The sequence below is a fragment of the Kiritimatiellia bacterium genome (assembly GCA_018001225.1).
In the GTDB taxonomy this organism is placed as follows: Bacteria; Verrucomicrobiota; Kiritimatiellia; order CAIQIC01; family JAGNIJ01; genus JAGNIJ01.
This window is the reverse complement of sequence record JAGNIJ010000034.1, coordinates 1-24,200: the sequence shown is the minus strand read 5'-3', so window position 1 is coordinate 24,200 and position 24,200 is coordinate 1. Positions and strand designations below refer to the sequence as shown.

The 24,200-nt window shown below is 69.1% G+C and carries 20 protein-coding genes, 1 tRNA gene and 1 riboswitch; of the genes, 8 read left to right on the top strand and 13 right to left on the bottom strand.

All coding sequences use genetic code 11. The features are described from left to right. The first annotated feature begins 45 nt into the window (after nt 1-45). Entirely contained in the window at nt 46-1,515 is a 1,470-nt protein-coding gene (locus tag KA248_11385) for a glutamate synthase subunit beta (GenBank protein ID MBP7830510.1), read from the top strand. A 132-nt stretch (nt 1,516-1,647) separates the two neighbouring features. Here the strand turns inward: KA248_11385 and KA248_11380 are convergent, their stop codons facing one another. Further along, nucleotides 1,648-2,385 (bottom strand): endonuclease/exonuclease/phosphatase family protein, encoded by a 738-nt coding sequence (locus KA248_11380; GenBank protein ID MBP7830509.1) that lies wholly within the window; start codon nt 2,383-2,385, stop codon nt 1,648-1,650. A gap of 114 nt (nt 2,386-2,499) precedes the next feature. On the opposite strand from KA248_11380, the gene KA248_11375 reads away from it, so the two are divergent. Further along, nucleotides 2,500-4,182 carry an AMP-binding protein gene (locus KA248_11375; GenBank protein MBP7830508.1) on the top strand — a complete coding sequence of 561 codons (1,683 nt, stop codon included), beginning with the start codon at nt 2,500-2,502 and terminating at the stop codon, nt 4,180-4,182. A 59-nt stretch (nt 4,183-4,241) separates the two neighbouring features. Continuing rightward, nucleotides 4,242-6,014: a thioredoxin domain-containing protein gene (locus KA248_11370; GenBank protein ID MBP7830507.1), complete on the top strand. Its 1,773-nt coding sequence runs from the start codon at nt 4,242-4,244 to the stop codon at nt 6,012-6,014. On the opposite strand, the gene fmt is transcribed toward KA248_11370, so the two are convergent. Beyond that, entirely contained in the window at nt 5,990-6,925 is a 936-nt protein-coding gene (gene fmt, locus KA248_11365) for a methionyl-tRNA formyltransferase (GenBank protein ID MBP7830506.1), read from the bottom strand. The two genes, KA248_11370 and fmt, sit on opposite strands and share 25 nt — an antisense overlap. Nucleotides 6,926-7,123: 198 nt before the next feature. Here fmt and KA248_11360 point away from each other — a divergent pair, with 198 nt between their 5' ends. The 3 genes from KA248_11360 to thiD all read left to right on the top strand — a co-directional run bounded on the left by KA248_11360 (nt 7,124) and on the right by thiD (nt 11,266). Further along, a complete protein-coding gene (locus KA248_11360) occupies nt 7,124-8,332 on the top strand; it encodes an iron-containing alcohol dehydrogenase (protein ID MBP7830505.1) in 1,209 nt (402 codons plus the stop codon). A gap of 144 nt (nt 8,333-8,476) precedes the next feature. Then, nucleotides 8,477-8,595, top strand: a riboswitch (TPP riboswitch). Next, complete coding sequence (gene cytX, locus KA248_11355) at nt 8,583-9,821, top strand: putative hydroxymethylpyrimidine transporter CytX (protein MBP7830504.1); 1,239 nt, start codon at nt 8,583-8,585, stop codon at nt 9,819-9,821. (Overlaps the previous riboswitch by 13 nt.) After that, nucleotides 9,818-11,266: a bifunctional hydroxymethylpyrimidine kinase/phosphomethylpyrimidine kinase gene (gene thiD / locus KA248_11350; protein MBP7830503.1), complete on the top strand. Its 1,449-nt coding sequence runs from the start codon at nt 9,818-9,820 to the stop codon at nt 11,264-11,266. Before cytX ends, thiD begins: the two co-directional genes overlap by 4 nt. On the opposite strand, the gene KA248_11345 is transcribed toward thiD, so the two are convergent. Continuing rightward, nucleotides 11,267-11,965, bottom strand: coding sequence for a hypothetical protein (locus KA248_11345; GenBank protein ID MBP7830502.1), 699 nt, complete (start codon nt 11,963-11,965; stop codon nt 11,267-11,269). A gap of 121 nt (nt 11,966-12,086) precedes the next feature. On the opposite strand from KA248_11345, the gene KA248_11340 reads away from it, so the two are divergent. Then, nucleotides 12,087-12,162: transfer RNA gene (locus KA248_11340), tRNA-Ala, on the top strand. 191 nt (nt 12,163-12,353) lie between these two features. Beyond that, on the top strand, nt 12,354-13,121 hold the full coding sequence (locus tag KA248_11335; GenBank protein ID MBP7830501.1) for a hypothetical protein: 768 nt from the start codon (nt 12,354-12,356) through the stop codon (nt 13,119-13,121). Nucleotides 13,122-13,123: 2 nt separating this feature from the next. Here the strand turns inward: KA248_11335 and ftsW are convergent, their stop codons facing one another. The 10 genes from ftsW to rsmH form a co-directional block, all read right to left on the bottom strand. Then, nucleotides 13,124-14,251: a putative lipid II flippase FtsW gene (ftsW, locus tag KA248_11330; GenBank protein MBP7830500.1), complete on the bottom strand. Its 1,128-nt coding sequence runs from the start codon at nt 14,249-14,251 to the stop codon at nt 13,124-13,126. A 108-nt stretch (nt 14,252-14,359) separates the two neighbouring features. Further along, entirely contained in the window at nt 14,360-15,271 is a 912-nt protein-coding gene (locus KA248_11325) for a LysM peptidoglycan-binding domain-containing protein (GenBank protein MBP7830499.1), read from the bottom strand. Nucleotides 15,272-15,337: 66 nt separating this feature from the next. Continuing rightward, nucleotides 15,338-16,693, bottom strand: a complete 1,356-nt coding sequence (gene murD / locus KA248_11320) for a UDP-N-acetylmuramoyl-L-alanine--D-glutamate ligase (protein MBP7830498.1) — start codon at nt 16,691-16,693, stop codon at nt 15,338-15,340. After that, nucleotides 16,690-17,829 carry a phospho-N-acetylmuramoyl-pentapeptide-transferase gene (locus KA248_11315; GenBank protein MBP7830497.1) on the bottom strand — a complete coding sequence of 380 codons (1,140 nt, stop codon included), beginning with the start codon at nt 17,827-17,829 and terminating at the stop codon, nt 16,690-16,692. Before KA248_11315 ends, murD begins: the two co-directional genes overlap by 4 nt. Before the next feature lie 26 nt (nt 17,830-17,855). Continuing rightward, nucleotides 17,856-19,223 carry a UDP-N-acetylmuramoyl-tripeptide--D-alanyl-D-alanine ligase gene (locus tag KA248_11310; GenBank protein MBP7830496.1) on the bottom strand — a complete coding sequence of 456 codons (1,368 nt, stop codon included), beginning with the start codon at nt 19,221-19,223 and terminating at the stop codon, nt 17,856-17,858. A gap of 26 nt (nt 19,224-19,249) precedes the next feature. Then, the gene (locus KA248_11305) at nt 19,250-19,432 is read right to left on the bottom strand and encodes a hypothetical protein (protein MBP7830495.1); all 183 of its coding nucleotides are present in this window, start codon (nt 19,430-19,432) and stop codon (nt 19,250-19,252) included. Between the two features lie 38 nt (nt 19,433-19,470). Next, nucleotides 19,471-20,937: a UDP-N-acetylmuramoyl-L-alanyl-D-glutamate--2,6-diaminopimelate ligase gene (locus tag KA248_11300; protein ID MBP7830494.1), complete on the bottom strand. Its 1,467-nt coding sequence runs from the start codon at nt 20,935-20,937 to the stop codon at nt 19,471-19,473. Nucleotides 20,938-20,977: 40 nt separating this feature from the next. Then, entirely contained in the window at nt 20,978-22,726 is a 1,749-nt protein-coding gene (locus KA248_11295; protein MBP7830493.1) for a penicillin-binding protein 2, read from the bottom strand. Further along, complete coding sequence (locus KA248_11290; GenBank protein MBP7830492.1) at nt 22,719-23,102, bottom strand: hypothetical protein; 384 nt, start codon at nt 23,100-23,102, stop codon at nt 22,719-22,721. Before KA248_11290 ends, KA248_11295 begins: the two co-directional genes overlap by 8 nt. Nucleotides 23,103-23,105: 3 nt before the next feature. After that, nucleotides 23,106-24,029 (bottom strand): 16S rRNA (cytosine(1402)-N(4))-methyltransferase RsmH, encoded by a 924-nt coding sequence (rsmH, locus tag KA248_11285; protein ID MBP7830491.1) that lies wholly within the window; start codon nt 24,027-24,029, stop codon nt 23,106-23,108. Between the last annotated feature and the right edge of the window lie 171 nt (nt 24,030-24,200).

The window sequence follows — 24,200 nt, the reverse complement described above, 5'->3', positions numbered from 1 at the left end:
TTTGTTTCGGATTTCGATATTCGGATTTCGTATTTGGAGTAAAAGATGGGCAAACCTACAGGCTTCAAGGAATACACTCGCGAGTTGCCGGCTTCTCGGCCGGTCGAGGCGCGCGTCGGGGACTACCGGGAGCTCTACGAGCCGTTCCCGGACGACAAGCTCCGCCAGCAGGCGGCGCGGTGCATGGACTGCGGCGTGCCGTTCTGCCACAGCGGGTGCCCGCTCGGTAACCTCATCCCGGACTGGAACGACCTGGTGTACCGCCACCGGTGGCGCGAGGCGCTGGACCGGCTGCACGCGACCAATAACTTTCCGGAGTTCACCGGCCGTATATGTCCCGCCCCGTGCGAGGAGTCCTGCGTGCTGGGGATCAACGAGCCGGCCGTGACGATCGAGCAGATCGAAAAAACGATCATCGAACGCGGGTTCGAGAACGGCTGGGTGGTCCCCCAGCCGCCGCCGGTCCGGACGGGCAAGACCGTGGCCGTCGTCGGCTCGGGACCGGCGGGACTCGCCTGCGCCCAACAGCTCAACCGGGCAGGCCACACCGTGACGGTCTTCGAACGCGCGAATCGGATCGGGGGGCTGCTCCGCTACGGGATCCCGGACTTCAAGCTGGAGAAAGGGATCATCGACCGGCGGCTGAAGCTGATGGAGGCCGAGGGTGTCGTGTTCCGGACGGGCGTCAATGCGGGCGTGGACCTTCCCGTCGAGGATCTTAAGAAATTCGACGCCGTCGTCCTGTGCGGCGGCGCGACAAAGCCGCGCGACCTGTCGGTGCCGGGCCGCGAATTGGAAGGTATCCATTTCGCGATGGAGTTCCTCGGACCGCAAAACAGGCTCGTGGCCGGGGACCGGCCCGAACGCGACGGGTTTCGCGCCGTCTCCGCCAAGGGCAAACGGGTGATCGTGATCGGCGGCGGCGACACGGGCAGCGATTGCATCGGCACGAGCGTGCGGCACGGCGCCAAGTCGGTCACCAGCTTCGAGTTGATGCCGATGCCGCCGAAGGAGCGGCCCGCGGGCCAGCCCTGGCCCTACTACCCGATGCGGAGGCGCACCAGCTCGTCGCACCAGGAAGGCGGGCGCCGGTTCTGGGCGATCAGCACCAAGCGCTTCATCGGCGCGGGGGGCCGCGTCCGCAGCCTGGTCACCGTCAACCTCGAGTTCGCGCGCTCCCCGGAGACCGGCCGGATGCAGATGACCGAGGTCCCGGGCACGGAGCACGAGTGGCCGGCCGAGCTGGTTCTCCTCGCGCTGGGATTCCTGGGGCCGGAGCCGGACGGCATCTTGGCGCGGCTGGGCGTGGACCTGGACGGGCGCGGCCACGTGAAGACGGAGAACTACGCCACGAACGTCAAGGGCGTGTTCTCCGCCGGCGACATGCGCCGCGGCCAGTCGCTGATCGTCTGGGCCATCTCCGAGGGCCGCGAGGCCGCGCGGGCGGTGGACGAGCACCTGATGGGCTTTTCGCTGCTGCCGGCCAAGGGGGAGATGGATCTGCCGCGGGTTTGAGGGGGCGGGGTTCAGGACTATCTTTTCGTACTCATAATCGTACTCGACCTCCCGTTCCGCCTTCGCGTCCTTTCCTCCAGAGGCGGACACGTGCGCCTTGTGTTCTTCCGCGGCCGGGGCGGCTTGTCAGGACTAGGATGAGATTTTGAAATCGCAGATCAGGGGGAGGTGGTCGGACAGCGTCACCGACGGCGCCATGAAGCGCTGTACCGTGATTCCCGGGCTATGCAGGATGTAGTCGAGCGGGCGCCGCGGGGACCAGCTCGGGTGCGACAGCACGACCCCGCCGGCCGCGTCGCGCAGGTCCAGGGCCTCCATGAACGGCTGTAATTCCCCGGCCCCGCGGAAGGTGTTGAAATCGCCGGCGACGATCTTCGGCTTGCGCGCGGCCCGGACAATCGGCACCAGCGCCTGCAACTGGGCCTGGCGCGTGCGGCGCCGCAGGGAAAGATGCACCAGGAAGATCGCGAGGTTCTTCAGCTCCAGCTCGATCACAAGCCGCTTGACGCCGCGCTCGAGGTAATGGAACTGCTGCGCGTGGATTTTCTCGCGCGTCAGGAACGCGTTGCCCTGGTAGCCGGCCAGCGGCAGCAGGTGCAGGCGGGAAGAGCCGGGATACTTCGACTGGTAGACGTGATAGTGCCCCAGGGCGCGCGCGATTTCTTCCGCCTGGTTCAGGCGCCGCGACCGGTAGGAGCCGCTGTCCACCTCCACCAGGCCCACGATATCCGGGTCCTGCGCGTGAATGAAATGGGTCACCTGCTTGAGCGTGGCCGACGTGCGCTTCAGGTAGCCGCGCCCCGGGACGGGAAAATGGAAGTTCGGCCCCGTGCCGGCGCAGTACCGCAGGTTATAGAGCAGGAAGCGCACGGCCCCATTCCTAGCGCGGCGGGCGCCGGGATTCAACGCTGAACAAAAAGCCTTCCCCGCGCCGAGCGGCCTGTTATCATGAACCCGGGCAGCGGCAACACGGGAGAGCCCGGCATGACCATCAAGGACCTGTTGGCCCGTTCGGTTTCGAGGCACGGCGACGGCATTGCGCTTCGGTACAAGAAGGACGCCTGCTGGCAGATTGTCACCTATCACGAGTTGCTCATGCGCTCCTGGCGGGTGGCGGAACTGCTGGCGAGGCGGGGCATCAAGCCGGGCGACCGGGTGGCCCTCTTCCGCGAAAACGCGCCGGACTGGCCGGAGATGTACTTCGGCATCACCGGCCTGGGCGCGACGGCCGTCCCCGTGGACGCCAAGCTCCAGGAGCAGGAAGTGGCGCACATCCTCCGCGATTCCGGCGCCCGCCTCCTGTTTTCAGACGCCCGGAACTATTCCCTGCTGAAAGAGGTCGAGCCGCACGTGCCCGACCTGCAGGCGGCCATCCTGGTCGGCGGCCGCGAAGTGGGCCCCCAGCCCTCCCGGCGCATCACGTACATGGACTACGAGGAGGCCTCGGAATCCGTCGCCGAACCGGCCGCCGGGGCCGGCCGCGCCTATGACCGGCACCAGCCCGCGACGGACGACATCGCGTCGTTCATCTATACCTCCGGCACCACCGGCCGACAGAAGGGCGCCATGCTGACCCACGGCAACTTCGCCGCCAACGTGGAGGCCATTCTCACGGCCATCGATATCCGGCAGGACGATAATTTTCTTCTCGTGCTCCCCCTCCACCACGCCTTCGCGTTCACCGCCAACCTGCTGACGCCGGTCGGGGCCGGGTGCGAGATCAGCTTCGTGGAAAGCCTCAAGACCGTCGGGGAAAACACGCGCGAGGTCTCGCCCACCGTGCTGATCGGCGTGCCGCTGCTGATCGAAAAGATGTACAACCGCATCTGGAACGGCCTCAAGGAGAACACGCTGGCGTGGACCCTGTACCGGCTCGGGCTGCGCAAGCCGGTGCGGCACGGCATCGCGAAGAAGCTCGGCGGCAAGCTGCGCCTCATTGTCACCGGCGGCGCTCCGTGCGATCCCGATGTGCTCGTGAACTTCGCGCGGTTGGGCTTTCCCATCCTGGAGGGCTACGGCCTGACCGAAACGGCGCCCGTGCTGACCTTCAACCCGCTGGGCCGTCCGAAGACGGGCACGGTCGGTAAACCGCTGGCCAACGTCGATATCCGCATCATGGATCCGAATGCCGAAGGCGTGGGCGAGATCGCCGCCCGCGGCCCGAACATCATGAAGGGCTACTACAACAATCCCGAGGCCACGCAATCGGTCTTCCGGGACGGCTGGTTCCTGACCGGCGACCTCGGCTTCATCGATGCCGAGGGGTACGTGAAGATCACCGGGCGCAAGAAAAATCTCATCGTCAACCGCGAGGGCAAGAACGTCTATCCCGAAGAGGTCGAATACGCGGTCAGCAAGAGCCCTTTCGTCCGCGAATGCCTGGTCGCCGGGTTCCGCGACCCGGACGTGAAGGTCGGCGAACAGGTCGGCGTGATCGTCGTCCCGAACCAGGAAGCGATCGACGCCCACGCCGAGCGGGAGAAGAAGGCGCTCTCCGAGTCGCAGGTCGCGGACCTGATTCGCAACGACGTGAAACGGGTCTGCGGCCAGATCGCCGAGTACAAGCGCCCCCGGCGCATCCAGATCCGCTGGGAGGAGTTCGGCAAGACCTCCACGGGCAAGGTCAAACGCTACCTGTACGCCCTCAAGACCGAAGACCTGACCTGAAGAAACCGCTCGATCCGCGGCGGACTGGAAATTCACCGGTCCCGTTGTATCAGTAGGGCATGCACCAACCGCCTGCAGGGACGAATCGCCTGGCCGGGGAGACCAGCCCCTACCTGCTGCAGCACGCGCACCAGCCCGTGGATTGGTTCCCGTGGGGCCCCGAGGCCCTGCGGCGAGCCCTCGAGGAAGACCGGCCGATTCTCTTGAGCGTCGGGTACGCCGCCTGCCACTGGTGCCACGTCATGGCGCACGAATCGTTCGATCATCCGGACACCGCGGCGTTCATGAACCGGCACTTCGTCAATATCAAGGTCGATCGCGAGGAGCGCCCCGACCTGGACAGTATCTACATGGACGCCGTGGTCGCCCTGGCCGGCCAGGGCGGCTGGCCGATGAACGTCTTCCTCACGCCCGACGGCCGGCCGTTTTACGGAGGGACGTATTTCCCGCCCGAGCCGCGCCACGGCATGCCCTCCTTCCGGCAGATTCTGGAGGCCGTGGCCGACGCGTGGGAACGCCGGCCAGACGACCTGCTCGAAGGGGCCGAGCGTCTCGTCCGGCTGCTGAACCGGAAGCCGGAGGGTGCGGCCGGCGCACTCTCGCTCCCGGCCGCCGCGGCGCGGCTGGCGGAGCAGTTCGACGAAGCGCGCGGCGGGTTCGGCGGCGCCCCCAAGTTCCCCCCGGCCCTGGCGCTGGAGTTCCTGCTGCGGCATCACGAGCGGACTGCGGATCCCGCGGCGCTGAAGATGGCGCGAACCACGCTGGACGCCATGGCGTGCGGCGGACTGTACGACCAGGTCGGCGGCGGGTTCGCCCGCTACGCCACGGACGCGGAGTGGCTCGTGCCCCATTTCGAGAAGATGCTGTACGACAACGCCCTCCTCGCCCGCGTCTACCTCCATGCCTGGCGGATCACGGGCGAGCCGCTGTACCGCCGCGTCACGGAGGAGACGCTGGATTTCCTCCTGCGGGAGCTGCGGCGGCCGGAGGGCGGCTTCGCGTGCAGCCTCGACGCCGACAGCGAGGGCGAGGAGGGCCGGTACTACGTCTGGACGGCGTATGAAATCCGGCAGGCCCTCGGCGCGGAGGCCGAAGACGCCATGCGGTATTTCGGCGCGACGGAGGGCGGAAACTGGGAAGGCCGCACTATTCTGCACGTGCCCGACGGCGCCGCGGCGCCGGCCGGCCTCGCGGGATGGAAGCAAAGGCTTCTTCAGGTGCGCGAGCGGCGGCCCCGGCCGGGCCGCGACGACAAGGTCCTGGCCGGCTGGAACGGGCTGGCCGTGGCCGCGTTCGCCGAGGCGGGCCTCGCCCTGGCCCGGCCCGATTACACGGAGGCCGCGCGGCGCGCGGCGGACTTCGTGCGCGCTTCGCTCCGCGGCGAGGACGGGCGCCTGCGCCGGTCCTGGCGGGCCGGCCGCGCGGCCGCCCACCCGGGCCTGCTGGAAGATCACGCCTTCATGGCCGACGGCCTGCTGGCCCTGCACGAGTCCACCGGCGAACCAAGCTGGCTGGACTGGGCGCGGGAGTTGGCGGAGATCATTTTGGCCCGATACCGCGACCCGGCCGGACCCGGTTTCTATGACGTCGCCGACGACCACGAGCCGCTGTTCAAGCGGCCGCGCCAGACGCAGGACCACCCGATCCCCAGCGGCGGCGCCATGGCTTCTCACACGCTGCTGAAACTGGCCGGCCTGACCGGCGAGACGCGGTTCCGTCAAGCCGCCGAAGCCGCCGTGGCGGCGATGGGCAGTCTGCCGTCCGCACATCCGACGGCCTTCGCGCACTGGCTTTGCGCGCACTCCCTTCAGCCCACCCGGTCGCCCGGTTGAAGCCGGTACCCGCGCACGAAGTCCGTGCCGGGCATGGGCTTCCGGCCTTCGGGCTGAACTTCCAGCCATCGAAGCGACCTCTGCCCGCAGGCAATCAGGGGGCCCTCGGGGCCTGCGTCGAGCACCAGGCCCGGTTCGCCGGCGGCCGATTCCACGCGGACCGATAGCATCCGAAGCAAGCGCCCGGAACCCTTCGGGCATTCGGTGAAGCAACCCGGCCAGGGCGTGAAGCCGCGGAGGCGATTTCGCAGGCTTTCCGCCGGCTGGCTCCAATCCATGCGGCCGTCCTCCTTGGCCAGCTTCGGCGCGAAGGTAGCCAGGGCCTCGTCCTGCGGGCGCCGCGGCGCCGCGCCGCGGCGGATCAACTCGATCGCGCGGATCAGCAGCGTGGCCCCCAACTCGGCCAGCAGCGGGGTGAGCGTCGCGGCCGTGTGCTCGTCGCGGATCGGAACTTTTTCCTGAAGAATGATGTCGCCGGCGTCCATTTTCTCCGTGACGTGAAGGATTGTCACCCCGGTCTCCGTTTCGCCGTTGGCGACGGCCCACTGGACGGGCGCGGCGCCGCGGTATTTCGGGAGGAGGGAGGGATGAATATTGATGGCGCCCCGGGCCGGCAGCGCCAGGAGGGCGGGCCGCAGGAACTGGCCGTAGTCCGCGACGACGATCAGGTCCGGGGCGAGGGCCTTCAAGGCGTCGAGTTCGGAAGGATCGCCCACTTTCTCGGGCGTGCGCACGGGGAGCCGCAGCGTCTCGGCTAGGTGTTTCGCCGGGCAGGCGGCCAGTTCCCGGCGCCGTCCGCTGGGCCGGTCGGGCTGGGTGACGACGGCCGCGACGGTGTCGTCCGGCCGCGCGGCGAGTTCGCGCAGCGCCGGGCAGGCGACCGATCCCGAGCCTATGAACAGCATGCGCATGACGTAGTGTTGGCGTTGTCTTTCTCACACCGCGCCGGGCCGCGCAACGACAAACTGCCCCGCCGGAAGCAATGTAACAAATCTATTCACGGTCGTGATGCAATTTGTTACAGCCGGGACCGGGGGCCGGGGAGGCCGTCACGCTGGACAGGAGCGCGGAATCTCTCTATCCTTAAGACAAAGACTCCGGGGGACATCATGCCGACCGTGCCCACAGCCCAGAAGGCCCGCGAAATGATCGAGGCCGTGCATCGCTACGGCCTCAAGGCGCCCCGCACGATCGTGTTCGGGAAAAACCGCCTGAACGAACTCGGCGATCTCGCTTTTCCCCTCGCCGCCGGCCGTAAAGCGGTGATCCTGCTGGGCGGCGGCTCGGCCCGGCAGTCGGGCCTGGACCAGCGAATCACCACCCTGCTGGGCCGGCACGGCGTCGCCGCGGAAATCCTGGAAGGGGTCCACGGCGAGCCCACGGTGGCCCGGGTGGATGAACTCGCCGCACGGGCGCGCGACTTGCAGCCCGGCCTGATCGTCAGCGCGGGCGGCGGCAGCGTGATGGATACCGGCAAGGCCGTCGCGGCCCTGGTCGTCAACGAGGGCTCGGTGGAGGACTACCTGGAAGGCGAGACCCAGACGCGATCCCTGGGCGTCGCGCCCCTCCCGCACGTCGCGATCCCGACCGTCGCGGGAACCGGGGCGGAGATGACGCGCAACGCGGTCATCGGCTGCCCGGAAAAGAAGTTCAAGCGCAGCATGCGCGCGGACTCGATGATCCCCACGGTGGCGCTGATCGATTCCATGCTCGCCTTGAGCGTCCCCCACGACGTGACCGCCTCCGGCGGGATGGACGCTCTGACCCAGTTGATCGAGTCGTGCATCAGCAACCGGCGGCGCCCCGAGACCACGGCGCTGGCCCACGAGGGCCTGCGCATGGCGCGCGAGGCCATCGCCGTCAGCGTGGACGCGCCGGGCAACGAGGCCGCCCGCGACAAGATGGCCCTCGTCAGCATGCTCGGCGGGGTGTGTCTCGCCAACGCCGGCCTGGCCATGGCGCACGGCATCGCGGCCGCGCTGGGCGCTCTCTACGGCGTGCCGCACGGACTCGCCTGCGGCATCCTCCTCCCCTACACCCTTCGCTACAACGCCCCGGCCTGCCCCGCCGAGCTGGCGCACGCGCTCTCGGCGTTCCTCAACCAGGGCGGCATGGCGCCCCGGATCGTCGAGGACGGCATCCAGGCCGTAGAAAACCTGGCTGACTCGATCGGCATCCCCCCGGACCTGAAGGAAATGGCCTTGTCGGAAGACGACGTGCAGGAGATCGCACGCCGCTCCCTGGGCACCAGCATGTCCGGAAACCCGATCCCCATGAACCCGGACCAGGTGGCCGAATTCCTGCGCCCGCTCGTTTGAATCCCTTCGTTCTCGTTCTCCCTCTCGTCCTCGCACTCTCTCCCGACGGGGAAATTACGATTAAGAGTACGAGCACGAGCATGGCGGGCTGGAGCAGCCTTCTTTTCGCACGTTGACAGGCGCCGGGCCCTGCGGGACACTGGTAGTGTTCGCTGGGGGTGCCCCGATCCGCCGACGCGGCCGGGGCTGAGAGTTCCCGCGATGGGATAACCCCTTGAACCTGTACGGGTCATGCCGACGGAGGGAAGCGATGATGACGGGTCACAGCCGGAACCTGACGTCCTTGGATTTCCTGGTGCTCTGGATGGGCGCGGCGATTTCGCTCGCCGAGATCTGGGCGGGCGGACTGCTGGCTCCGCTCGGATTGACCGCGGGTCTCGCGGCCATCGTGCTGGGCCACGTCATCGGCAACACGCCAATGGCCCTGGGCGGGCTCATCGGTAGCCGCCACGGCGTGCCGGCCATGGTCAGCACCCGCGCCGCCCTCGGAGTCCACGGCTCCTTCCTGCCCGCGGCCCTGAACTGCGTCCAACTGGTCGGCTGGACGGCGGTCATGCTGTGGATCTGCGGGCACACGGCCGCCGCCGTGCTACCCGAGAACGCCGTTCTGGGAGCCCGCGGCTGGGTGCTCGTCGCGGGCGCCGTGACCACGGCCTGGACGCTGACCGGTCACGGCCTCCGGCGCTGGCTCCAGCGCACGGCGGTGCTTCTGTTGACGATGCTGTCCGTCCTGATGACCGTGATCGTGTTCCGCCGGCACGCGCTCTCCGACCTGCTGGCCCTCCGGCCGGCCGGCGGCCTCTCCTTCGGGCAGGGACTGGACCTGGTCATCGCCATGCCGATCTCGTGGCTCCCGCTCGTTTCGGACTACTCGCGCTTCGCGCGGAATTCCCGGGGCGCCTTCTGGGGCACGTGGTGGGGCTACCTGCTGGCAGGAAGCTGGATGTATGCCGTCGGCCTGTGCGCCGCCCTGGCTTCGGGGTCGCCCACCCCCGACCGCATGGTGATGGACCTGATGGCCCGGACCGGTTGGGCCGGGCCCGCGCTCCTGATCGTGGTGCTTTCCACGGTTACGACGACGTTCCTCGACATTTACTCCAACGCCGTGTCCGCCCGCAGCATGGCGCCCCGGTTGAACGAGCGCGCGCTGATCGTCGCCGGCGGCGTGCTCGGGACGCTGCTGGCCGTGTTTTTCCCTGCCACGGAATACGAGGCCTTCCTGCTGTTCATCGGCGCGCTGTTCTGCCCGCTGTTCGGTGTCGTGCTCGCCGACTACTTCGTGATCCGCCGCATGCGCTTCGGCCCGACCGAGCCCGGCGTGCGCGGCCTCGCCGTGATCGCCTGGCTCGCCGGCTGGGCGATCTATCGGACGGCGTCCCAGCTGGGCTGGAGCCTCGGCGCTTCCCTGCCCGGCCTGCTCGGCGCCGCGGCCCTGTATGTCGCCCTGCGAAAACTCGTTCCCGCTGGAGAGAGGAGCGGCCGCCCATGAAACCCATCGTGTGGACCATCGCAGGGACCGATCCCGGCGGCGGCGCCGGGATCCAGGGCGACCTGTCAACCCTTCATGCACTCGGCGCCCACGGCTGTTCCGTGATCACGGCGGTGATCGCGCAGAATACGCTCGGCGTGCAACGCGTGGACTATATGCCCACGGACCTCGTCACCGCCCAGTTGGAATCGCTTCGCGAGGATCTCCCGCCCGTCGCCGTCAAGATCGGCATGCTGGGCACGGCGGCGACGGCCCGTGCCGTCGCCGCGGCGATCCGGGGCCTGGAGGCCTTCGTCGTGTACGACCCCGTCATGGGTGCCAGCAGCGGGCACGGGCTGATGGCGCCGGACCTGCTCCCCGCCGTCATCGAGGATCTGCTGCCGCGGGTCGACCTGCTTACGCCGAATATCCCGGAGGCGCAGCGGCTCACAGGCCGCGCGATCCGGTCGGCGTCGGACTCGATCGAGGCCGCCCACGCGATACTCGGCATGGGGTTGCGCGCGGTGGTGCTGAAGGGCGGCCACGCCGACGATCCGGAGTTCAGCCAGGATTACTGGACCGACGGCGCGCGGTCCGGTTGGATCACGAGCCCCCGTCGCGCGGTCCGGCACACGCACGGCACGGGGTGCACTTTTTCCTCGGCGACCGCCGCCGTCCGTGCCCTGGGGTACGGGCTGGAAGACGCCCTCGTCCTGGCCAAGGCGTATGTCAACCAGGGGCTTCGGCTCGGGGGCGGTATCGGCCGCGGGCACGGCCCCCTGGCCCACGAAGGATGGCCGGCCTCGCCGGAGGATGCGCCCTGGCTTACCGCGGCCGCGGAAACCGGGCGTCTGCGGCCGGCCTTTCCCGGCGGCGGCAAGCCGATCGGGCTCTATCCCATCGTGGACCGCGCGGCCTGGCTGGAGCGGCTCATCCCGCTCGGCGTGGACATGATCCAGTTGCGCGCCAAGGAGCTGGACGGCGACGCGCTGGACCGCGAAGTGCGCGAAGCCGTGCGCCTGGCCCGCGAGGGGGGAGTTCGGCTGGTCATCAACGACCGCGCGGACCTCGCGCTCCGGCACGGCGCCTGGGGGGTTCACCTGGGGCAGGAAGACCTGCCTCGTGCGGATCTAGCGGCGTTGGCCGGCTCGGGCCTGCGCCTGGGCGTCAGCGCCAGTTCCTACGCGGACCTCGCCCGGGCCCTGGCGCTCCGCCCCTCGTACATCGGGCTGGGCGCGGTCTATCCGACCGCCTCCAAGGACATCCGCTACACGCCGCTGGGCATGGAATCGTTTGCCCGCATGTGTCGGTGGTGCGCCCTGCCGGTCGTCGCCATCGGAGGTATCACGCTGGAAAATGCGCCGCCGCTGCTCGCGGCGGGGACGGACGGGATCGCCGTGATTTCCGACCTGCGCGACGCGGCCGATCTTCCGGGCCGCGTCCGCGCCTGGCAGTCGCTGTTCTGATCAGGGGCCCGCCAGGCTTTTCGCGGAGCGGGCCAGCTTGCGGCCGATATCCTCGCCGCCCTTCTTCAGGGCCTCCCGCGCCGCCGCGGCGAGGGCCTGTCCGCCCATCAGCGCCGTGGCATCCTGCACCGCGACGATGCGCGCGTCGCTGACGCGGATGATCCGCGCGGAGATGTTGGCCGTGGACCGCACGACCCGCTGGCCGTACGCCGTGCCCTCGCTTTGCGGATCCGCCGTGGCCGTGCCCATGATGATATAGTCCACGCGGGCCGCGGCCGCCCAGCGCACCACCTGCGGCGCGGACATGACCTGGTTCAGGTCGCCCTGCTCCGGCAGCGAAAGGCTCGATATGTCGACGACCTCCAGGCCCGCGTTCAGGAGGGCCTTCTCGACCGCGCTCTGGACGATATGCTGGATCTCCTCGGTATAGGCATACCAGTACCAGACCCTCTCGATCCGCTCGGGCAGGAAGACGGCAAACTTCGGCGCGCCGCTCGAGGTATCCTCCGGGACCGCCGCCGGTTCGGGCTCCGCGGCCGGCGCGGACTCTTCCGCCGCCGGTTCCGTCATGGCCTCCTCCGCCGGGGCTTCCGCGGGAAAACCGGAATCGACCACGCTGCCGGGAACCGGGGACTGGAGCCAGGTCATGGACGAAGCCAGCATCATCCCCGCCATCATCAGGGCGACCAGTACGTTCATATAGCGCTCCTTTATCGCGCAGGCATTATTAGGAACGGCTAAAAAATACCTCCCGGCCATTGACAAATCAAGGCCGCCTTCATATTGTCCCTGCATCGACGTCATTCACGTCGACCCCGGTGGGGGGTTAGCTCAGTTGGGAGAGCGCCTGAATGGCATTCAGGAGGTCGGGAGTTCAACTCTCCTACCCTCCACCAGCCTTCGCGCGGCACGGCCACGTGCCGCGCGGAGGCTGTCCGCCGGAGTCCCCGCCACGGGCGGGACGAAGGCGGACGGGCTGAACCGGCCGCGACTCCGGCTGGCAAGCCAGGGATAGCTTTCACTTCTCACGTCACGCCGGATTCGTTCCCGGCTTTTTCCGAAGCCGAGATTGGTGTACACATTCGCCATGGATGCGAAACCCCGACCCGCCATTTATCGCTTGCTGAAATGGACCTGGCTGCTGGCCCAGGGCGTGATGCCCGCGCTGGCCGCCGTTCACCTGGTCCGTTCCCTGCCCGCGGCGGCGGCCCCCGAGTCCTTTTCGATTCCGCGGTTCCTCCACCAGGGGGCCCTCGCTCTCTCCGGCGCCGTGACGCTGATCCTATGGCTGATGGCGGAGGCCCTGCTGTGCATGTACCGTTTTCCGCTCCGGCTCGGGGGAGCGATCATCCTGGCGGGCGGATTCGCCGTCCAGTTCATCGCACTGGCGTGGTCCGGCGACTCGGTCTTCTTCGCCGCGTACACCGGACTGTACGTCACGCTGGCCGCCCTGACCGCCGCCATGGCGCTGCTCGCCGGCGCGGCCCTGCGGCGGCGCGTCCGTAATCCGACGCCCGCCGGCCCGCCCGCCGCGAGGTGGGCCCTCGGACTGACCGCCGTGATGGCCATGATCGTTCTGGCACTGGCCTTCCTGTTTCCGCCCCTCCGGGCGGGTATCGCCGCGCTGCCGCCGGTCCGCCGGTGGATCGGCGGACTCGCCCTGCTGGCCAACACGGTTTCCACGCTGCGGCTGCTGGTCGACTTCTCGATCTGGGGCCGCCCCGACCCGCGGAAGGCGGAGTTCGACCGGGAATGGGAACACTGGGCCGCCCCGACCATCGTGATTCTGATTCTTGGCGCAACCGCCGCCATCATGGCAGCGGGGATCCTGCGGGCCGAAGCAGGCTCGCCGTAGGATCAGATCCGGTGGGCGGCGTCGCGAATGCAGCGCGCGTCGCGCTCGGCCTCCTCGGCGACCGCGTGGCGCGCCAGGTTGAGCAGCACGCCGATCATGGCCATCGAGGCCACGAGACTGGACCCCCCGAAACTGATGAACGGCAGCGGCAGCCCCTTCGTCGGCAGGCTGCCGGTCACCACGCCCATGTTGATGGCCGCCTGGATGGTCAGCATCAGCGTACACCCGAAGCCCAGCAGTTGCCCGAACCGGTCCGGCGCCCTGTGGCTGATATGCAGACCGCACAGGAACAAGCCCATGAACAGCACCAAGACGCCCAGGGAGCCCTTGATGCCCAGTTCCTCGCCGATGATGGCAAAGATGAAATCCGTGTGCGCCTCCGGAAGATAGAAATGCTTCTGCAGGCTCTGCCCGAACCCGACGCCCCGGCCCCCGCCCACGACAAAGGCATAGATGGCGTTGAGCAGTTGGAAGGCCTCGTTGCGGGCGTACTGCTCGGGATCCAGGAACGCCGTGATCCGCCTAAGGCGGACCGGATCATGGAGAATGGCCAGGCCAAACAGGGTCGCGCCCCCCGCGCCCGCGACCGCCAGGTACCCGATGCGGGCGCCGCCCAGGAAGAGCAGCAGCATACCCACCGCCGCCAGCAGCATGGTCGTGCCGAAGTCGGGCTCGGCAAAGACCAACCCCAGGAACAGGCCGAGGATCGACAGGGGATACGCCAAGCCCATCCGGAACTCCCGCGCGTGCAGCTGGAAGCGCGCCATCCACCACGCGATCAGGATCACGCTGGAGAACTTGGCCAGTTCGGAGGGCTGGAAGGTCACAGGCCCCAGCCGCAGCCAGCGGCTGCTGCCCTTCACGGTCAGGCCGATCCCGGGCACGAGCACCAGCGCCAGCAGGACCAGCGAGCATAGCGCCAACGGGATCGCGAACGCCTTCCAGTAGTGGTAGTCCACGCGGGCCGCGAACAGGGCGATGAAAGCGCCGACCACGAGACCGACCGCCTGCCGCTTCACGTAGTAGAGCGGATCGTGAAACTGCGTGCCGCCCTGCACGGAACTCGTGCTGGCCAGCATGACAATCCCGACCGTCACCAGGATCAGGACGATCCCGATGAGTATGACCATGGTCCTGTACATACCCCACTGCTCGATTCAACAGAAAAGCCCGGGCGACCCCTGCAACGGGTGTCCCCGGGCCTTTCCCGCGACCCCGCGGCCGCGATCCGCCGCTCCTTACATCGTCGTCGGCAGCTTGATCTTCTGTCCCGGCTTGAGCTCCGCGCCCTCCGAAAGGTTGTTCAACTGGAGGATCTGCTCCCGGCGGATGATGTACATCTTGGCGATCGAATCCACCGTGTCGCCGGGCTGCACCGTGTATTCCATCGGCGGCTCCTCGCCCTGCAGGAGCGGGGCCGCGGGCTCCACCGCCGGCATGATGTCGGGTTTCGCGGCGGCCACGGGGGCCGGGGCGGGCGGGGGCGCGACCTCTTCCGTCTTCTTCCCCTCGTCCTGCTTCGCGTCCTTGTCCTTCGCCTTTTCCTTCTTCTCCGCCTTGCCGCCCGCCGGGATGACGAGCTTCTGGCCGACGAGGATCTTGTCGCCCGACAGGCTGTTGGCCTCCCGCAGATCGGCGACCTTCACCCCGTACTTGACCGCGATCTTCGAGAGCATGTCGCCGGCCTGGACCGTGTAGGTCTCCGCGCCTTCCGGCACGACGACCTTGGCCTTGGCCTTCGGCTTGGAGGCGGAGGCAGGCTGTTCCTTGGCGTAGTCGGGAATGATGAGCTTCTGGCCCATCCGGATCTGGTTCGGATCCTTGATCTTGTTCAACTCCGCAAGCTCGCGGGTGCTGACGCCGAACTTGCTGGCGATCTTCGAGAGGGAGTCGCCGTTCTGAACTTCGTAGGTCCGGCCCGAACCCGGCTCGATCACCGACGGGGCGGGTTCGACGGGCACGGGCGGACGAAGGACGGGCCGGGGCGACGGCACGGGCGCCGTTTCCGGGCTGGGCGGCATGGGCGGCGCGGGCGGCGGAGCCTGGTCCACCGTGACCCGCCGGGTTTCGCACCCCTGCATGATGACCACCCCGCCGACCGCCAGCACGTGTATGCCGACGACCGCCGCAATCAACACCGATGACTTCATTCCATTTCTCCTTATTGGTATTCGCGCGTTCAGTATAGAACCGAATCCGTCCGCAATGCAAACAGTCTATGCGCCCGTCCGTGGCGCGCCGGCCGCCGCCCGCTCTCGCGCGCACCGGATGAAGTGCGCGCCTCGTTCGCCGTAGTTTTTGTACTGGTCGTAGCTCGTGCAGGCCGGAGAGAGCAACACGGTCTCCCCCTCGACGGCGACCTCCGCCGCGCGCGCCACGGCCCGGTCCAGCGTGCCGCACAGCTCGCACGGGACCACGTCCGCCCAGGCCTGCCGCATGGGCTCGGCGGCGCGCCCGACCAGGTATACACCCCGCGCGTGCGCCGCCAGGGCCTTGCGCGCCGGCGTGAAATCGGTCTCCTTGGCCAGGCCGCCGGCGATCAGACGCACCGGCCGGCCGGCCATCTGGAGAGCCGCGACCATGGCGGCGATGTTGGTCGCCTTGGAATCGTTGATGAATCGCACGCCGCCGGACTCGGCGGCCGTCTCCATGCGATGCGGCAGCGGCTCGAAGACGCGGGCGGCCCGCTCCACGCAGGCCGCGTCCGCGCCGCAGGCTTCGGCCGCGGCCACGACGGCCGCCGCGGCGGGACCCAGGATCTCGTTATCGAATCGCGTCCCGCGCAGGTCGGCCCGCGCCGCGTCCCCGCGCCACACCCGCCCGTCGCACCAGCGATAGTCCGACTCCGGCTCCGGGCCGAAGGCGAGCCAGCGCCCGGCCCCGCCGGCCAGGCCGCGCACGGCCTCCCGGAGCACGCAGGGCGCCAGGCACGTGTCGCCGGCCCGCGTCCTCGCGAACAGCCGCGCCTTGAGCGCGGTGTACGCGGCCATGGTGCCGTGCCGGTCGAGATGGTTGGGCAGCACGTTCAGCAGCACGCCCACCTCGGGCCTGAACTCGTCCACGGTTTCCAGTTGGAACGAGCTGACTTCGAGCACGAGCCAGTCGAGGTTCGGCCGCTCCCGCACCACGCGGCAGATCGCGTCACCGTAGTTGCCGGAGGGCGCCGCCCGGAGGCCCGCCTGCGCGAGGGATTCCGCCAGCCACTTGACGGCCGTGCTCTTCCCGTTGGAGCCGGTGATCGCGACCACGCGGCAGGCCCGGCGCCGCCAGCCCAGCTCCAGCTCGGAGATCACGGGGACGGCCCGGCGGTTCAGTTCCGCCACCCAGGGCGAGGAGGCGGGAATCCCCGGGCTGATAACCGCCACGTCGAACGGGCCGGCCGGTAGTTCCTTCGCGCCCACGAGCACGGGTACGCCTTCCTCCGCGAGCCGGGCGACCTTCTCCCGCAGCGCGGGGGTCTCGGCGCCGTCGGCCACGGTCACGGCGACGCCCTCCGCGCGCAGCAGGCGGGCGGCGGCCTCACCGCTTTCGCCGAGGCCGAGCACCAGGGCCGTTTTCCAGGAATCCGTCATCGGATTTTCAGCGTGGCGATGCCGATCAGGGCGAAAATGATGGCCAGGATCCAGAACCGCGTGGTGATCATGGTTTCGATCACCTCCACGTCCCGGTGCTCGCGCTCCGCCTGCTCCTTCTCCAGCACCTCGAAGTGGTGGTGCAGCGGCGCGCATTTGAAGATGCGCTTCCCACCGGTCAGCTTGAAGAAGGACACCTGGAGCAGCACGCTGGCCGCCTCGATCACGAACACGCCGCCGACGATGACCAGGGCCAGCTCCTGCTTGATCAGGATGGCGACCATGGAGATCGCGCCGCCGAGCGCCAGGCTCCCGGTGTCGCCCATGAACACACGGGCGGGGTGGCAGTTGAACCAGAGGAACCCAAGCCCGGCCCCGAGCAGGCAGGCACAGAACACCGCCAGCTCCCCGCTGCCCGCGATATAGGAAACCTGCAGGTACTGCGCAAAGCGCGCGTGGCCGGCCACGTAGGCCATGACGAGATAGGCCGCCGCCACGGAATTGCTGCAGCCGATCGCGAGGCCGTCCAGCCCGTCGGTGAGGTTCACCGCGTTCGTGGACCCCACCATGACGAGGGCGAGGAAGACAAAGATCGCCAGGAACCCCATGTGCCGGGTCACCGGATCCTTGACGAACGGGATGAAGAACTGCTGCACGTGGACGCGCGTGGACGGCAGGAGCAGGAGAATCGTGACGACCACCGCCACCCAACCGAGCTGGTAGATCAGCTTGGCGCGGACGCCCAGGCCGCGGGAACTTTTACGGGTCACCTTCAGGTAGTCGTCCCGGAAGCCGACGAGCCCCATGTAGCACATCGTCGCGAGGGTCAGCAGGACGAACTCGTTGGTCGGCACGGCCCATAGGAGGGTGGAGACCAGCACGGCGGAGATGATCAGCAGGCCGCCCATGCAGGGGGTGCCGGCCTTCTTGCCGTGGAAGATGTAGAGCGGCGGCGCCTCGTCCTTGCGGACCTGCTGCCCCATCTTGAACCGGCGCAGCTCGCGGATCAGCCAGGGGCCGAGGAGCAGGCTGAACAGGAAGGCCGTCCCCGCGCCGGCGATGGCCCTCACGGTGATGTAGCGGAACACGCGGAGCGGCGAAAACCAATCCGTCAGCAGGTGCAGGTAGTAGAACATGACCAAATCCTTATACGCGCGCCCGCCTACCCGGCGGCGAAGGCCTCCAGCACTTTCTCCAGTTGCTCGGCGCGCGAGGCCTTGAGCAGTACGGCGTCGCCCGGCCGCGTCCATTGCAGGAGCCGCCGGGCCGCGGTTTCCGCGTCGGGGCAGAGGAAAGCCCGGCCGTCAGACAAGCCGGCCTCGCGGGCCCCCTCCGCGATCCACGCCCCGAGCGGCCCGACGGCCAACAGGCCCGCCCACGGCCCCGCCGCCACGATACGACCCAATTGCCGGTGAAGATCGCATTCGGCGGCCCCGAGTTCAAGCATGCCGCCGAGCACCAGCCAGCGACGCCCTTCCACGGGGCTTTTCGCGAAGGTTTCGAGCGCCGCCTTCATGCTCATCGGGTTGGCGTTGTAGGCGTCGTTGACGAACGCGACGCCGCGCGCCACGGAGCGGGCCCACCGGAGGGGTTGCGGCCGGAACCGCGCCAGGGCCGCGCCGATCGCTTCCCACGACAGGCCGCACCGCCGGCCCACGGCCACGGCCAGGAGGGCGTCGGCCACCAAGTGCCGGCCCGGCAGGGGCACTTCCAATTCCGCCGCCTGGCCGCTCTCGCGCTCCTCGACGGTGAACCGGAGTCCACCCGCGGGATCGGGCCGGCCGCGGTAGTCCGCCCCGGCCTCCAGCGACACGGTCACGACGGGACACGGCGTGGCGGCGTACAGCAGCTCGTACCAGGCATCGTCCCGCGAAAGAAAGGCCAGCCCGCCGGGAGGCAGGGAACGCAGCAACTCGGCTTTTTCTCGGGCGATGGCCTGCACGGAATCAAAGTACTCCAGGTGGCCCGGCCCGACCGCCGTGACCAGGCCCCAGTCGGGCCGAAGGCACGCGCAGAGCGCCGCGATTTCGCCGGGATGACTGGTTCCGACTTCCATCACGCCGTAGCGATGCACCGGCTCGATCGCCAGCACGCTCAACGGCAGGCCGATGTCGTTGTTCCAGTTCCCGAGCGTGCGGGCCGTCGGGGCGGCCTGCGCCAACATGTCGGCGGTCATCTCCTTGACCGTCGTCTTGCCCACGCTGCCGGTCACGCCGATCAGCCGGGCGTCCAGCGTGCGCCGATAGCCGGCCGCCAGTTCGCCGAGCGCTTTCCGGGTGTCGCCTACCCGAAGGACGGGCCCGGGCGCCGGGACAGGCGCGCGCTCCGCCATGACCGCCGAGGCCCCGGCGGCGAAGGCCGCCCCAATGAAATCATGCCCGTCGAAACGCGGGCCGGCCAGCGCGACGTAGAGATCGCCCTCGCGGAGGCGCCGGGTATCCGCACAGACCCCGCGCGCGGACGGGGGAGCGGCCCCCTCCCACGCACCGCCGGACCACGTCGCGAGGTCCTTTGCCGACAGCAAGGGCATGACGCCTGTAACCGGAACCGCGAAGATCAGCAGGCCGCGGCCGCGGGGCAGGAACTGATCTCGGCATGGACCTGCTCCATGCAGACGGGACAGTAGCTGTGCGAATACAGCGGATGGCTGACGAAGGCTTCGCCCTCCGCCACCCACCGGTCCTGGAGCCGCACGCGGCGGCACCGGCAGCATTTCACCACGATATGTTTCTCTTCCATACTTCGCCCCTTTTTCCCGGGATCGTTTTTTACCCCGCCTACAAGTTATCCAGCAGCCGCCGCGCCACCTCGCGGTCGTCGAAGGGCGAGACCGTGTTTCCGATCTCCTGGTAGGTCTCGTGTCCCTTGCCGGCCAGGAGCACGGTGTCGCCCTCCCGCGCGGTGCACAGCGCCTTAAAAATGGCCTTCTCGCGGTTTTCCTCGATCTCGAAATTCGCGGCCTCGCCGAACCCCGGGACGATCTCGGCGATGATCTGCCCGGGCGGCTCGTTGCGCGGATTGTCGCTGGTCACCACCGCGTAGTCCGCCAGGCTCGCCGCCGCGGCTCCCATCAGGGGCCGCTTGGCCCGGTCGCGGTCCCCGCCGCACCCGAAGACCACGAGGACGCGGCCCGGGGTCAGCTCGCGCAGCGTCCGCAACACCTGGGTCAGGGCATCCGGGGTGTGCGCGTAGTCCACGAAAACGCGGAACGGGTGCCGCGAGATAATCGGCTCCAGGCGGCCGGGCACGGCCCTCATCTCCCCGAGGACCTCGGCCATGCGCGCGGGCGCGAGCCCGGCCACACCGCCGGCCGCCATGGCGGCCAGGGCGTTGCTGACGTTGAAGCGCCCGAGGAGGCGGAGGAAGACCCGGGCGGAGCCCCACGGCGTCGCGACGTCGAACGAGGACCCGTCGGCGGACAGTTCCACGTTCTCCGCTCGGACGGCCGCGCCGGGATGCATGCCGAACGTCAGCAGGGTCGCGTTGAAGCCGCCCGTGCCGGCCAGCTGCAGGCCCCAGGGATCGTCGATGTTCACGACGGCATGGGCCGTCTTCTCCATCTGCCCGAGTCCCTGGAACAACAGCGTCTTGGCCGCATAATACCGGTCCATGGTCCGGTGGTAGTCCAGGTGGTCCTGGGTGAGGTTGGTGAAAATGCCGACGTCGAAATCGGTGCCCCACGCGCGCTTCTGGTCCAGGCCGTGCGACGACACCTCCATCACCGCGCTGCGGCAGCCCGCGCACCGCATGCGGTCGAGCATGCCCTGCAGGTCGGGGGACTCGGGCGTCGTGCGGCCCGCCGGGATGGAGCGCTCCCCGATCTCGTAGCGGATGGTGCCGATGAGCCCGGGCGCGAGGCCGGCCGCGCGCAGGAGGTCGCGCACCATGAAGCTGACCGTGGACTTGCCGTTGGTACCCGTGACGCCCACCACGAAAAGCTCGCGGGACGGCTCCCCGTAGAACGCGCAGGCGATCTCCGCCATGGCGCGCCGGGCATCCTCGACGCGGATGCAGGTCACGTCGCGGCGGGCCAGTTCGTTCTGCTCGGACAGCACGGCCGCCGCGCCGCGCGCGACGGCATCGGCCACGAAATCCCGGCCGTCCCGCCGCCAACCCGGGAGGGCGACGAAGAGGAATCCCGGCCGGACCTGGCGGGAATCGTAGGCCACGCCCTCGATCTCGCAGTCGGCGGACCCGCGGACCGTCACGGGCTGAATCACGCGCGTCAGGTATTCGAGTCTCATGGTCTCCACGCAAAGCTGGCCGAGGATCACGGCGGCCTCCTTACAGGCTGCGCCACGGCTCCGGCGGACGGTCCTCCTCCGCGACGGCCGGGACATCGGGCGGAATATCCAGGTAGCGGACCGCCTGGCTCGCGATCTCGCGGAACACGGGCGCGGCCACCACGCCGCCCGTGCGATAGGTCCCCTGCGGCTCGTCGATCACGACCATGATCGCGATGCGGTCCGGGTCCTCGGCGGGAAGAAAGCCCATGAAGGACGAGACGTTGGCCCGGCTGGAGTAGCTGCCGTCGATGGCCTTCTCCGCCGTGCCCGTCTTGCCTGCGACGGTGTAGCCCTCCACGGCGGCGCGCGTGCCGGTGCCGCCCTCCTCCGTGACCCGGACCAGCAGCCGGCGCATCAGCGCGGAAGTTTCCGGGCGGATGGTCTGCGCCACGAAGTCGGGGCGCGACTCCATGAGCAGGCGGCCCTCGGCGTCCACGACGCGCCGGACGATCGTCGGGCGCACGCGCACGCCGTCGTTGGCCACCGAGCAGAGCATGTTGAGCATCTGGAGGGCCGTCACGCCGATCTCGTGGCCCATGGCGATGCGCGAGAGACTCAACGAGGTCCACCGCGACCGGTCGTTCAGGAGGCCGCCCTCCTCGCCGGGGAGCTCGATGCCGGCCGGCACGCCGAACCCGAAGGCGCGCAGGTACCGCTCCACGGTCTTCTCGTCCATCGCCAGGGTGATCTTGGCCGCGCCGATGTTGGACGACTTTTTCAGGACGTCGGCCACCGAGAGGGGGCCGTTCGGGTGGAAATCGCGCAGCGGCCGCCCCTTGAAGAACCAGCAGCCGTTCTCGCAATCGAACACGTCGTCGGGCGAGACGGCCTGCTCGTTCAGCGCGGCGGCGATCGTGGCGACCTTGAACGTCGAGCCGGGCTCGTAGACGTAGCCGATCGCCCGGTTGAGCTTTTGCGCGTCGCCGGCCTCGCGAAACTCGTTGAGATCGAAGCCCGGCAGGGAGGCCATGGCAAGGATCTCGCCGGTGCGCACGCGCTGGACGAGCGCCCAGGCGCCCTTGGCCTGGTGCTCCGCGACGGCGGCGGCGAGGGCCTTCTCCACCATGTACTGCAGGTTCTGGTCGAGGGTGAGATAGATGTCCGCGCCCGGCTGCGGCGGGATGTCGAGGACGCGCCGGTCGTAAATCTCGCGCCGGCGCCCGTCCTTTTCGCTGACGCGCAGGCCCGGCTGCCCGCGCAGGTAGTTGTGGAAGCGCTGCTCGATCCCCGCGCTGCCCATGTTCTCCAGGTTGGCGAACCCGATGACGTGGCAGGCGAGCATCCCCTGCGGATAGTGGCGGGCGCTGACCTCGTCGAAACGCACGCCCTTCAGCTGCATCCGCCGGATCTGCTCGGCGGTCTCCTCCGGCACGCGCTTCTGGATGTACTCGAAGCGCCGGCGGGGCTGGTTGAGCGTCGCCAGGACCATCGCCGGGTCGAGCTGCAGCACGCGGGCCAGCTGCATCCCGATGAAGCGCATGTGCCCGCTGGCGATCACCTCTCTCGGGTCGGCCACAACGTCCTTCATCGCCAGGTCGAGGGCCAGGATGTTGCCGTGGCGGTCCAGGATGCGCCCGCGCGGCTCGGGGAGGCGGTTCTCGTAGCGGCGGGCCTGTTCGATCCGGCGGCGCAAGGTTTCGTTGGGGCCGACGTGCAGTTGGACCACGCGGCCGGCCAGGGCGGCCAGCATCACCAGGAGCACGCCCGCCACCATGTCCATGCGGATCCTGTATTTCCAATCAGTCATGGCGCGTCGCCAGTTCCCGTTGCGCGTACTGCATCTCCGCTGCGGCCTCGGGCTCCAGCTCGGGCCGGGGCAGGCGCTTGGTGTACTGCTCCCCGGGCCAGACCATGGTCAGGTGAAATTGGGCCATGAGCCGCTCAAGGTTCTGCGGGCTCTTCAGGTTCGACCACTTCGATTCCTCGCGCAGGTACTGCCGCTCGACCTCGACGCGCCGGGCCTCCAGCCCCTGCAGGCGGCGCCCCAGCGTGTCGCACTGGTCGCGCAGCCAGAGAAATCCGAACGCGAGCCCCGTCACCAGGACGAGAATGAGCGCCAGCGACACCGGGAAGGGCGAGCCCTCCTGGATCGTCTTCCGGTTCTGTTTCCGCCGCCGTCGCATGACCTAATCGATCCTTTCCGCCACCCGCAGCTTGGCCGAACGGGCCCGGGGATTGACCCCGCGCTCTTCCTCCGAGCAGGTGACCGGCTTGCGCGTGATCCAGCGCAGCACCGGCCGCTCTCCCACCCATCGACGCCCGCCCGCCGGCAGCGATTCCCACCGGCCCACGTGCGCCGCCATCGCCGCCTTCACCCGCCGGTCTTCCAGCCGGTGGAACGAAATCACCGCCAGCCGGCCCCCGGGCGCCAGCAGGTCCGGCGCCGCGGCCAGGGCCCGGTCCAGGCTCTCGAGTTCCTGGTTAACGGCCATCCGCAACGCCTGGAAGGTCTGCGTCGCGGGATGAATCCGGCCCCTTCGCCCGCCTTTCGCCCGCGCCACGATGTCCGCCAGTTCGCCGGTCGTCTCGATCGGCTGACGCGCCCGCTCCTCCACGATCCGGCGGGCGATCCGGCGCGCCATCGGCTCCTCGCCCAGCTTCCACAGGAGCTCCGCGAGCGCCGCCTCGCCCAAATGGTTCACGTACTCCGCGGCCGTGGGAACCTGTGCGCGGTCCATGCGCATGTCCAGCGGCCCGTTCTGCTGGAAGCTGAACCCGCGCGCGGCGTCGTCCACCTGCTCCGAGGACATCCCCAGGTCCAGGAGAATGCCGTCCGCCTTCTCGATTCCGTTCCGGAGCCCCAGCGCCTTCATATCCGCGTAGTCCCCCTGCTCCAACCGGTACCACCCGCCGACCCGCGAAAGCCGATCCGCCGCGCGCGGCAGGGTCTCGCCATCCCGGTCGATCCCCAGCAGCCGCCCCCGGGGTCCGGCCCGCTCCAGGATCGCCGCCGCGTGCCCGCCGTTCCCCACCGTCCCGTCGATGTACGTGCCCCCCGCCCGGATCCCCATCGCCTCGAGGGTCTCCCGCAGCAGGACGGGCACGTGCATGCCGCCTCCGCCTACAGGCCGTCGGACCGGCGCGACCCGATCCGCTCCGAGGAGCGCCAGGCCCGCCGGTCGTCGGCGGCCACGGCCACGTTCCGCATCAACTGGAACCGCACCGCCTTCTTCCGCGCCGCCCGCGCGAGCCCACGGCCCTCGTCGCCCCCGCCGTCCACC